Origin of the sequence: Anaerobium acetethylicum (assembly GCF_900096945.1) — a bacterium.
Taxonomy (GTDB): domain Bacteria; phylum Bacillota; class Clostridia; order Lachnospirales; family Lachnospiraceae; genus Anaerobium; species Anaerobium acetethylicum.
The window spans coordinates 1-12003 of the sequence record NZ_FMKA01000058.1 but is presented as its reverse complement, the minus strand read 5'-3'; the positions used below and the strand labels follow the sequence as shown (position 1 = coordinate 12003).

The following is a 12003-nucleotide window of genomic DNA, read 5'->3' as shown; positions in this document are numbered from 1 at the left end:
ATGTTTGATTAGTACCTCCTTGAAAAACTCTATTGATTTTTTTAAGTATGCACTAAAAAAGAATTTTTGCCTAGGCGAGTGGTTTGACGTTTACGATGCAATGGCATAGTCGTTCCCGTCTTCCTTCAAAAACACGCAGTCAGCATATTTCTTCTGCTCCTCCACTTTTCCAAAGGAGTTGGTCAGATTGCTGATTACGGATTTCTCTTCCCCTGCCGACAAGTCGATGTTGTAGTTTTCCTTGAGGGAGTTTCTGAGTATCCTTAAGATGCCGGTTCTGTAAACAAGCAGGCGGTCCAGCATTTCCAGCTCATGGATGCGCTTCCCCTTTGCCACTTTCTGCGACAAAAAGGCGACTATCCCTTCCTCTTCTGCAGATAGCTTAATCTTGTAATCATCACTATCGTATTTTGACAAAAACGCATGGTAGGAACCGAATTTATCAAAAATTTTGATCATATCGAGAGCTCCGAACTTTTCAAAATCCTCAATCCTTGGTATCCTGCCCAGTTTGTACTTCAAATTATTATATTCTTCCTTTATGAATTTCAGCTCGCTCAGGTTCGCATTGTCGATTGCTGCATAAATTCGCTTTTTGGATATTTCATCAAAGTTGATCGTCGAACATCCCGGGATCACCCGGTTCCCTTCAGCCACATACTTCCGGATCGTATCCTTGTTATAAGAACGATCCCCCGACAGCGCAATGGGAATCAGGAAATTCTTCTGATAGTTGCCAATGAAATCGATGACCACCACATATTCCTTATCTTCCTGCTTACGGAGCCCACGGCCCAGCTGCTGAATGAAGATAATGGAGGACTGGGTAGGGCGCAGCATCACGACCTGGTTCACGCACGGTATGTCCACACCTTCATTAAAAATATCCACTGTAAAAATATAGTCCAGGCCGTTTTCACGATCTTCCTGCTCAAGCATCTCTATCGACTTTTCCCTTATGCCTTGAGAATCATCCCCGGATAATGCAGCCGTCTGGTACCCTCTTTCATTAAAGGCTCTGGATAACTCCCTTGCCTCCTCTTTTCTGCTACAGAAAATCAGCCCCTTCACCCGATTGCCGCTGTATCCATAAAAATTGATTTTCTCGATGATATTATCTACGCGGATATCCGAAGTCAGATAACGGAATTCCGTTGAATCATCGATTTCCACACCGTCGATCGTCAACTCGGATATTCCGAAATAATGAAACGGACACAGCATATCTTCTTCCATTGCCTGCTGCAGCCTGATTTCATAGGCAATATTATGGTCGAAGAGCTGATAGATATCGAATCCATCAGTCCTTTCCGGTGTCGCCGTCATGCCGAGCAAAAATCTTGGTTTGAAATACTCCAGGATTTTCTGGTAACCACCGGCGCCGGCCCTGTGGGTTTCATCGATGATGATATAGTCGAAGTGCTCCGGACTGAACCGAGTGCGGACGTCATCCTTTGCCAGCATGTGGACCGTTGAAAACAGATAGTCTGCGTCGATCTGCTTTGATGTTCCGGTCAGAAATCCGGTATTGATCCCCTCTCCAAGAACATCTTTAAATGATTCTTCTGCCTGGAGGAGGATCTGTTCCCGATGGACCAGGAACAGCATCTTCTTTGGGTTGACGTTTCTGACGTCGAAGGCGCTGAGGTAGGTTTTACCGGTACCCGCTCGTGTCAAGGGTGTGACGAGTAAAAAATGATTTTTTCTTTGGGAAAGCCGCAAGGCTTGTGACCAGGGAACAGTGTTCCGAGTTCGCACAGCTTGTTGCTGTTCCTTAGGTATCCATCTCTGGATAGGTTACCTTATTAAATTATCTCGATTCCAGGTAACCTGAAATCAAATACGGTAGCGGGGTGTGATTCCCACTTTGCAATCGCCTTGGCTACACCGCTAATTCATAAATCATTATGACCTTGTTCTAACACATTCTTAAATCCATGAGTATTTTATTCAAGATTAAATATTTCATCCAATTTCGATAACGTTGTCTCATCATCAGCATACAAGAAAGTTCCATCTCCATCTATAGTATAGATAATTGAAAAATCTTCTCCATCAATTTTACATTTATATAAATCACAATCAGGACCCATAAATGGTTTTTCAATTATACATCTAGCACTTGTCAATATTTTCAGTATTTCGTCTCTTTCTTCTTCATCTGGTCTGTGTGAAAAATTCTGAAAATATAATCTTTTGTTATCTCCATCCATATGAAAAACCTTCACTTCTTATTCTCCCCTTCCAATGTCATGACTTTATATAATTTCTAACTTCTTCCTCTGATTTCTTTATCTTAGAATTTTCTACACCTAAGGAAATAGCCAAATCAATTGAACCTGCGAATGCAATATTTGTATTTTGATCAAACGCTAATTCTTGCATACTATGGAACTGATTAATTTTTTCTTCTATTAACATCACGATTTCAGAATTAATCGACTCATTATTTTGTCTTATAGAACAAAGTTCCTCGTAATATTTTGATATCATTTTATATTCTTTCTGATTACAATTATCTTTAATAATGTTGAATACAAATTTTCCAACGATACTTCCTATTGTTGATCCTAATACTGGAATTGGTATTAATGCCTGTCCCGCCAAGGCTGCAATAGCACTTATCGACACATCAAAACAAACCTCTTCGCAATTAATAATTAATTCTTCATCTGTAAGCTCATTATTCCTATATATTTCAATCTGACTAATTATACCAAATACTGCTGAAACATATGCGGCTGCAAGATTCGCTGGTGTCGTTGTATAATTTGTTAATAAATAAATGTTACCTCCTCGAATTGCGCCTTTTACAACACCTTGTCCAGTCTTAATACCGACATCTTTCCAATCCTTCTCTGTAAATTCGGTAATCTTTATTCCTTGTTTTCGTTTTTCTCTCATAGACGATAAAAAGTCAAATCCACCTTCGATTGCGGCACTTACACCTACAACCTTAGCACCTTCCTTAAGAGATGGGGCGGTTTTTTCCTTTGCAACTTCTCTATTGTTTTTATCTTTTTTATTGATACAATCCTCTTCTCTTTGAATTGTATCAGATACGTTATATAGCTGAACATCTTTGAAAGTCACAACAGCTGGATTTAAGTTCTCCTCAATTTTCAATCCTGATTGTGACTCAAATAATTTAATCGCATTAAGCAAATGCAATTCTTGACGCCTTATAGCTGATGGCGCTTCTTTACTTAGTCTAATAACATTTATCATTTCCTCAAATTGATCTTTGGGGACATCATACGAGCCTCCATTCTTAACAAAATCTGGATAGGTATCTAAATGCTTTGATATTGCCTTTAGCGTAGCTCTAGCACCGTTATAAAATTTTGATTGAATTGGCATTCCTGCGTATAAATAATCATCTGGAGCTAAACGTCCCACTCCTTCAAATGTATATTTAGGTGATAAACCTTCTATTATATTTTGTGCATTTGAAATATTAACTTGGCAATGTTCAGCTATTTCTCCATGTTTTGAAAGAACATTTCCCAAAATATGAGAAGGGTCTGAAATAAATTGTTTCAACTCGTCTAGTTCAGCAAACACTCCTTCTTTTCTCAAATCCAATTGTTTGTAATGCTCTAAAAGATCTTTAGCTCTTTGCCATTTTAAGAATGCACTCCAGGACGCTATTGCCTGTGTTTGAGTGTCATCTCTTACTTCTATTGCCGATAAAATATCTATACCATCAGTGTCTGGGACAGATATTAATTGCTCTATGTTTTCAAATTCAGGAAGTGGATCATGTGATGAAAGTCTTACTTGATTCAGTTCACAAAGTCCAAGCATGTTATTTATAATTGCCCCCAGAAATAAAATATCTTCTTTATCAAGTTCTTCATAATTTTTACCTTCAAGATTTATTAGTTGGTCTGAGAATTGCCGAAATCCATTGCAAATACTCATTATCTTCATAGAAATTTCTTTTATTCTGGCATTTAAATACCTCAGGCTCTTTGTATCAGCTAAAATTGTTTTTGTTTCGTCCTGAGCTTCTTGTGCTATTTTTTTATTGTTTTTGTTATAAGTAAATGTTGACTTAATTAACACACCACAACCAGATATTACCAATACAACTCCAGTATAAGTTTTAGTCTTATTATTTTCAGAATCATTTGTCCTTTCAAAATCTTCAATCGTATCGTCTTCTAATGTATCACTTGAATCACGAGTTACACTAATTCCTATTCCAGTCAATATTAAACTTAATCCCAAACCAAACCCTGAAACTTCTTGAATTATGTTTTTGAATGAACGTTTATCATATTCTTCTTGACTATATTCTGTAATCGCATGATAAATCTTACCTAGTTCAACAGAATAACTATCTGGAGTATTTTTTATACTATTAATTATATTTTCTGTAGATCTTAGTATTTCAAGTGCACTCTCTCTTTTTTCATTCAATTGTGAAGTACTTTTTTGAAATTCTTGTATTTCTTTTTCATAATCCTTGATGGCTTGCTCATGACTTTTTAATGCCTCTTTTTTGACCTTACCGTTAAACATTCTTCACCACCTTTACAACTTTCATTAAACACCTCTAAATTGTTAATGGTATTACTGAATTAGCCACTCTTTGCTCTTTGGTTACTGGCGTCGTATAATACCTCTGTTCGATTCCCCATAATAAAAATTTCATATCATCTTCCGTCCCAACCGAAAATGTACTGTCTTTATATTGCAAATGAGGATAATATTCGTGTGTGTAATCCAATACATCTTTTCTCTGTTTCTTATTAAAGTTTTTAAGTGTTTCCATTGCCATAGCAATTCTTTTTCTGTTCATTGTTTTTATTCTATCAACACCATAACCATCAATTGTTTCAATGAAATCATTTTGCAAAAAACTTTCTGTTTCTTCTTTAGTGGCTTCCTTATACAGAATATCAATCCCTTTAAAAATTGGAGCTACAGTTTGAAGTTTTCTAAAATACAAAGTGTCATGATTTTTATCATACATTGCATCTGGACAATCATTAATAACAATACTTTTTTCACCTTTATCAAGACATACATTATCACCAAGGGTTATTCTCTTTTGCTTAAAAATGCTATGTTTTAGTATTCTTTGAAAATAATATTTTCCACTTTGATATGAACAAATATATTCGATAATATCTGTATGTGTTTTATCGATTTCTTGATATTCCGTTGAATTAAATTTAGTACACAAGAAATCTAAACAATATTCTTTAGTTGAAAATGCCGACAACTTAAACCATTCATCTTCTTCAAGAATTGTCGAAGGGATGTATTCATTTGCACCAGATAGTCCATTTAGATCTTCAAATATTGCTTCTCCAGTATAAAGTTTCCTAAATCCTTCTTCATTCTTAACCTTCACTTTAGCCAATACGTAATTCATCTTATCCTCTCCAATCTATAAATGTATAATTATTGATTCTTCTTAAATTTGTAAATTGTAATCCCTTCAAGCTTCTAATATTTTTTCTTGAAATAACAAAGATTTTTAATCCAGAGTCTGTTGTGACATAATAAAATTTAAAACCAAACAATAAAAACATTGGATTGAAAAATAATGTTTGTGAATTAAACGTAAAAATAAATATCAGTACAAATACCCAAGCTAATGTAAATTTATTGTTCACACTCAAGGCGATAAAAAAATATCCCAAATAGCTAGGTAAATATGAATTATTGGCAGGCTCAATGTCAACGATACCTCCCTCTATGATATCTTCACCCAAGAAATTAGATATCAATAAACATATTCCTGAAAACAACACTGTTGATAAAACATATATCCCATACGAGCAATTCTCATTAAGGTTTGGAATTGGCAAAACAACCTGTTCTTTAATTAAGTATACAACTATAAGTAATATTGTCGAATTTAACGTCAAAATACATCTATAAAACCATTTCACCAAAAATCACCGCCTTTCTTATCTATTATACTTCTCGAATTCAGTTAAATCCATCAGTTTTCTTTCTAAAATTCGTTTATTTAGGTACTCAAACTTCGCACATAGATTTTAGCTATGCACCTTGAAAATTCAATACCTGGCAGTTATTAAGTTGTCAAATTTCAGTCCCTATGCCACCTGCAGCTGTAATTTTAACGAAAATGGAATTGCATTCATAAATGCATCCACTAATTCACAGATTTTTTCTTCGGATAATTCCGAATGATTTGTGAGCATAGTTCTGAACATTTGAAGCATCAATTGAAAAGCCTGAATGAGTATTACGGTGTAAAAGTGCATCCTTTTCGGTAGAACAGTGCAGCTTCTTCCGGTAAACCAGTGCGTTGCTTTCCGATATATTGGTGCAGTTTCTATATTTACTCCTATAATGAAGATGGCACGTGAATAAACGTGACTAAAAATTATAGGAGGTCGATAATCATGATTGATTACCGAGAAATAATCCGTTTGAAATCAGCGGATTACAGCAACACAAGTGTTGCGTCCAGTACAGGCAGTTCCCGTAACAAAGTAGCTGATATCTGGAAGAAAGCACAGGAGAAGCAGATTGAATGGCCAATCCCTGACAAGCTCACAAATGAGGACTTAAAAGCAATTCTCTATCCTCAGGAAGCGACAGAACAGAGCCGGCTTCTTCCTAACTATGAATACGTTTACAATGAGCTTGCAAAGCCCGGAGTAACCTTATCCCTTTTGTGGGCCGAGTACTGTATTAAGTGTCAGGATACAGGCAAAATTGCTTATCAGCATACCCAGTTCAATGAGAAGTATCATGCTTATGCATCTTCAAAAAAGGCAACTCTTAGATTAAGACATAAACCTGGGGATGAACTAGAAGTTGACTGGGTTGGAGATACCCTTCCAGTAACAGACCCGTTAACCGGTCTTAAAGATCCAGCCTATGTATTTGTTGCCTGTCTTCCATGCAGTATGTATGGCTATGCGGAAGCATTTCCAGATATGAAAGCTCCTCACTGGATTGAAGCACATATTCATGCTTATGAATTCTTTGGTGGTGTAACCAGAATTCTTATTCCAGATAATCTAAAAGTTGGAGTTATTAAAAACACAAGAACTGAACTGGTTCTGAACCGTTCCTATCATGAAATGGCGGAACACTATGACACTGCAATTATTCCTGCAAGACCTCTCAAGCCAAAAGACAAACCTAATGCGGAAGGATCTGTAAAAGTTATGGAAACATGGATTCTGGCTGCTCTCCGAAACCGGGCATTCTTCACTTACGATGAATTAAATCTGGCAATAAGGGAAAAGCTTAACGAATACAATGAGCGCCCTTTTCAGAAAAAGAAAGGTAGCAGGAAATCAGTCTTTGAGGAAGAAGAAAAAGAATTCCTCATGCCATTGCCTGCCACCCCGTATGAGACGGCCGTCTGGTCAACTGCCACCATACAACCCGATTATCTCATATCCGTCGGAGAAAGCAAGTATTCGGTTCCTAATGAATTCATTGGCAAAAAGGTAGATATTCGTGCCACCGAAAAAGTAATTGAAGTTTTTTACCATAATAATCGAATTGCATCACACATTCGAAAGGATCATTGTCCTGAACCGATTTATATTCCGGAACATATGCCAGAAAAACATCGGATCTACATGCAGTACAATTCAGAGTTTTTCCTGAAATGGGCATCACAAAACGGACCATCAACATTGACCGTTGTAAAAAGTTTTCTTTATTCACATAAGGTCGAACAACAAGGTTATAAGACCTGTACTTCTCTCATGCGGCTTGCAGACAGATATACACCGCAAAGTCTGGAGCAGGCTTGCGAGCGTGCATTGTCATTCACTCCGGCACCGAGTCTTAAAAACATTTCCATTATTCTAAAAAATAAGTTGGAAAAAGCAAAAGATGAAAAGGTGCAGTACAGCAAAGGCAGCCAATACGGAATTACCCGCGGCTCAGCTTATTATGGAGGTGAACGCTAATGATTAAACAAGCAACAATAAATAAGATGCATGATTTAAGGCTTGCATGCATGGCATCAGCCTTTGAAGACCAGTGTAACAGCCATGCCTATGATTCAATCCCTTTTGAAGACAGAGTCGGAATGCTCGTAGACCGGCAGTGGGAAAACATGAAGAATAATACGCTTCTTAAGCTTATGAAGCAGGCTGGATTTCGATATCCGAACGCATGCATGGAAGATATTGAATACCTACCAGACCGAAATCTTGATAAATCATTACTTTATGAATTATCAACATGCAGATATATCACAGACAGTCATCACATCATTTTAAAAGGTGCATCTGGAAGTGGAAAAACATATATTTCGAATGCTCTGGGAGTAGCTGCCTGTAGAAGCTACATAAAAGTAAGTTATGTGCGTCTGCCAGACTTACTGAACGAACTGGCGATTGCACACGCAGAAGGAACCTTTGCCAGAACAATAAAGGCTTATCAGAAAGTAAGACTTCTGATACTTGATGAATTTCTTCTTTCGCCACTTACAAGCGAACAATGCCACGATTTATTAGAAATCATTGAATCCAGAAGTATCCGCGGTTCTGTGATTTTTTGCACCCAGTTCGAAACAGATGGATGGTTATCCAGAATCGGGACCGATGCAGACGCTACTGTCGCTGAAGCAATCATTGACCGCATCCGACCAAACTCATACGATATCATGATCAATGGAAATGTCTCCATGCGTGAGCGTCACGGTCTTAAATCCTGTCAGAAAGCAGGTGGTAACCATGAATAATTATTGTGCATTTAGCAAAGATCACAAATGCCTGAAATGGACAGACTATGAACTTACAAGATCCGAACTGGAGGAAGCTGATGAACTATGTCATGGCAACTGGATTGAGATACAGCACTTGCAGGATAGAGTTGATCAGCTAGAACAACTGCTCCGAGATGCTGGAATTAAAATACCATCAGAATACTAAACACTAAGAATCAATCAGTAACTGCACCTACTATCCGGTATCTATTGCACTTTTTTACCGGATAGGGGTGCACTAAAATACCGAAAAGAGTGCACTTTTTAAACGGTATATCCAGCCTGAATCCATGTGATATCAGACTGTTCATCAGAAAAGTATAAGAAAAGTTCTCCAAGCGAGCGTTCGTCATTTGCCTCCCGGTTTTCTACGGAGAGCATCATATATCTTGTAAAGACAACTGCCACATGAGCGGCTATTGCATCAAAAGACAGAGAATTGCATTCTTTGCTCAGCCGAAGATAGCTTTTGCAGACTTTTAAAAAAACTTCGATATCCTATCTTTTTCCATAAATACGGATAATTTCATCTTCATCAAGGGTTATGTCAGTAGAGATAATGCAGAGATATTCATTCCGTTTGTTTTTGTTGCGGACATACACTACCTTCGCTGGAATTGACTCTTCATCTTTGATTACTTCCACAATAACAGAGAGAAGATATCTTGATCTTCCGCGTCGTTTTTTGCTCTGTTTGTAAATCGAAGGCAAGGACATGTCGGTTCCGTTGTATCTAAAGAACATTTTTGGTGTTTTCTTAACCATTCCGATCACATCATAGCCGATTTTTTTTACTGCATGAAGTGTACTTGGGGAAGAAAACCAACTATCAAAAAGGACATGTTTTGCAGGAATACTTACTGATTTTGCGGTTTTCAAGAGTTCGAGCATTGCCTGGGTTCCTTTGGTCATAGAAAGCTGACGACGCTTATATCCAACCGTTCTTTTGTCTAGATGAGCCGCTTCATTGATACGGTTCTTTTCATTCTCAGACGAAAGAAGGATGCTATTGACTGGAAGAAAAGTACTTCCATCGGACCATCCAAGTGTCAGCATGCGAAAACCAAAGCGGTAAGAATGTTTTGCATGATCATAGACCTTTGCCAAAAGCTCTACTTTCTTGGAGCGGTTACGTTAAAACAGGGAATCATCGATAATCAGAACATTTACCCGTTCTTTATCATCCAAAGGAACTACCGCATCATTGATGATTCTGGAAGCGAGAATGGATGTAAAACGGATCCCGTTGATTTGAATCATTTTTGTAAATCTATAAACAATATCTTTTGCAAAAGAAGACGTATTTCTTCCTGTAAGCAGATTCATGTACATGCTTCTGTTGGAGAAAATCAGCAAAAACAGATACTGAAAGATTTCAATTACCGGAGTCCCTTTCTTATGCATTTGATGCTTTCAAAGCAGATGAAACATGAAATCTAGAGAAAAATTTTCTGATAGATTTTGAAACCTGGTTATCATTTTGGTTGTCTTGTGTTATACTTTTATTCATAGCATGAGCCCTCCGGTTTGTAATTTTGTGTGGTAACTTAATTATAACAAAACCAATGGTTTCATGCTATTTTTATGCCAGTTATTATTGAATTTTCAAGGTGCATAGACATTTATTCAAGTGCGAAGTTTGAGTAATTTACTTATTTTCATTGATACACCCCCCTCATACAATTAAAAACCGCATCTTTCTGTTTTACAAATACACTTCTCCTATTAACTCCATTATCTTATCTGTCAACTTGTCCAAACTTTTTCCTTCCGCCATTGAATTGATATCATCCAAACCTTCAAAACAGTTTTTCAGAACCACTCTAAAGACGGCCTCATCTCTTAGTTCCTGCTCTGACAATTCCTTAATCATACTTTCTATTTTCAAAGCGACATCTGCTATCTGATCACATTTAGAATAAGAATTGCCCACGTCCTCAGCTACCATATTTCCATTCACTTTTTCATATGGATCGAATCCATAGAAGACTGCGCTTGCTACAGGACAAATTGCATCATAAATAATTTTTGCACCCAATTCTCTTTTTATCTGTTTTGGATAGATAAGTTTGCCGCGTTCTTCTTTCATTTCAAGTTTTTCCTCTGCCACACGGCTGAATTGATTTATTCGTTTTAAATATGTCATCATTCTATTTGCAAAATTCTGGCTTAAAACCCTCTTTTGACCTACTTGCGGAATGTATTTTGATATATTTTCAATCTTCCGATTCGCAAGATAAATATCATACATTTCATCGGCAGATAACTTTACAACCGCAATATTTTCAAGATTTTTTTCACCCAAAGTATGGAGCATTTTCATTTCTACGTACCCATAATCTGATTCAGCTTCTTCCTGTGGACAGAAGAACATGTTCTGAACATACTTGTATCCCTGCTTCGTAATAAAATCATCGTATGCTAGCTGATATAGATATTGTTTTGTAACATCTCCAACACCTGGCTGTCCAGTCACTTTCCAACTATCTGTCTGTTTCATAAAATCTATTCTATAATATTTAGCATCGTAAATTCCAAAACAATAATCCATTTGATCGTTACACGGATATATGCAGATAAGATCCGGTCTTAATGTATCTACATTACGGTCAGATACTAGCGGATTTTTCCTATGCCATACAGGCCTGTCTATAATACTTCTTAAAGTATCATTCTTTTTTGTTTCGTATTCCGGTGAAACTCCTAACGGAAGTTTCCGAACTTTCTCATCCAAAACACTTCCAAAATTATCGGCACATACTTTTTCCCATACCAAATTAAAATTGTTTGTTCCATATAGGCTAAAGCTTATGTCATCTCGATCCCTTTTATCATTGGCAATGTATGTATATAATGTCTTTAATAAATTTTGCTTTCGGGTAACGTATTGAACCTGAATCTCTCGTTGTAATCGGTATAAAATATAATCTATATCACCAAAATCCACCAACGGACAATCTGTAAGTTCCACTCCTACAATATCAAAAAGCTGTAGTAACCCTATATTTCTAAGTTCTGCGCTACACTGTGTTAACACGCACTCATGAAGCTGTTTAAAAAAATCCATATCATTATCAACTACATTCTGTGTCTGAAGTTCAACATAATACGGCCTATTATTCTGTATCACAGCAAAAGTTTCACCGATTGTCCTATTCCAGAGTATTTCGCCTTCTCCATTAGTGCTAACTTCCCAAGGTTTACCCACTCAATGCCATCTGACCTATTAGAAATCGATGACATTGGGATATAGATTACTTGCTCTCTAAGAAAGCAAT

At 37.0% G+C, this 12003-nt stretch carries 9 protein-coding genes and 1 pseudogene; 3 read left to right on the top strand and 7 right to left on the bottom strand.

Translation table 11 applies throughout. The annotated features are described in order from the left end of the window. Positions 1-90 precede the first annotated feature (90 nt). From BJR36_RS19115 to BJR36_RS19095, 5 genes are all read right to left on the bottom strand, one after another. A complete protein-coding gene (locus BJR36_RS19115; RefSeq protein ID WP_242875683.1) occupies positions 91-1758 on the bottom strand; it encodes a DUF8090 domain-containing protein in 1668 nt (555 codons plus the stop codon). 188 nt (positions 1759-1946) lie between these two features. Beyond that, positions 1947-2213, bottom strand: coding sequence for a hypothetical protein (locus BJR36_RS19110; protein ID WP_139133586.1), 267 nt, complete (start codon positions 2211-2213; stop codon positions 1947-1949). Positions 2214-2250: 37 nt separating this feature from the next. Continuing rightward, positions 2251-4527, bottom strand: coding sequence for a hypothetical protein (locus tag BJR36_RS19105; protein WP_091237032.1), 2277 nt, complete (start codon positions 4525-4527; stop codon positions 2251-2253). A 34-nt stretch (positions 4528-4561) separates the two neighbouring features. Then, positions 4562-5386: a hypothetical protein gene (locus BJR36_RS19100; RefSeq protein WP_091237031.1), complete on the bottom strand. Its 825-nt coding sequence runs from the start codon at positions 5384-5386 to the stop codon at positions 4562-4564. Between the two features lies 1 nt (position 5387). Beyond that, the gene (locus BJR36_RS19095) at positions 5388-5912 is read right to left on the bottom strand and encodes a hypothetical protein (protein WP_091237030.1); all 525 of its coding nucleotides are present in this window, start codon (positions 5910-5912) and stop codon (positions 5388-5390) included. Positions 5913-6359: 447 nt separating this feature from the next. Here BJR36_RS19095 and istA point away from each other — a divergent pair, with 447 nt between their 5' ends. Genes istA through BJR36_RS21075 form a run of 3 tightly spaced genes read left to right on the top strand, consistent with a single transcriptional unit; the run spans position 6360 to position 8891 of the window. Then, on the top strand, positions 6360-7922 hold the full coding sequence (gene istA, locus BJR36_RS19090; RefSeq protein WP_242875681.1) for an IS21 family transposase: 1563 nt from the start codon (positions 6360-6362) through the stop codon (positions 7920-7922). Then, a complete protein-coding gene (locus BJR36_RS19085; RefSeq protein WP_091237028.1) occupies positions 7922-8701 on the top strand; it encodes an ATP-binding protein in 780 nt (259 codons plus the stop codon). The genes istA and BJR36_RS19085 overlap by 1 nt, the downstream gene beginning before the upstream one ends. Next, complete coding sequence (locus BJR36_RS21075; RefSeq protein WP_334292935.1) at positions 8631-8891, top strand: mobility-associated LCxxNW protein; 261 nt, start codon at positions 8631-8633, stop codon at positions 8889-8891. The genes BJR36_RS19085 and BJR36_RS21075 overlap by 71 nt, the downstream gene beginning before the upstream one ends. Before the next feature lie 113 nt (positions 8892-9004). Here BJR36_RS21075 and BJR36_RS21250 read toward each other — a convergent pair. Together BJR36_RS21250 and BJR36_RS19070 are read right to left on the bottom strand one after the other, a co-directional pair. Beyond that, positions 9005-10235, bottom strand: a pseudogene (locus tag BJR36_RS21250) (IS4 family transposase); the annotation flags it as partial. A 195-nt stretch (positions 10236-10430) separates the two neighbouring features. Next, positions 10431-11933, bottom strand: coding sequence for an LlaJI family restriction endonuclease (locus BJR36_RS19070; RefSeq protein ID WP_091237026.1), 1503 nt, complete (start codon positions 11931-11933; stop codon positions 10431-10433). Positions 11934-12003 lie beyond the last annotated feature (70 nt).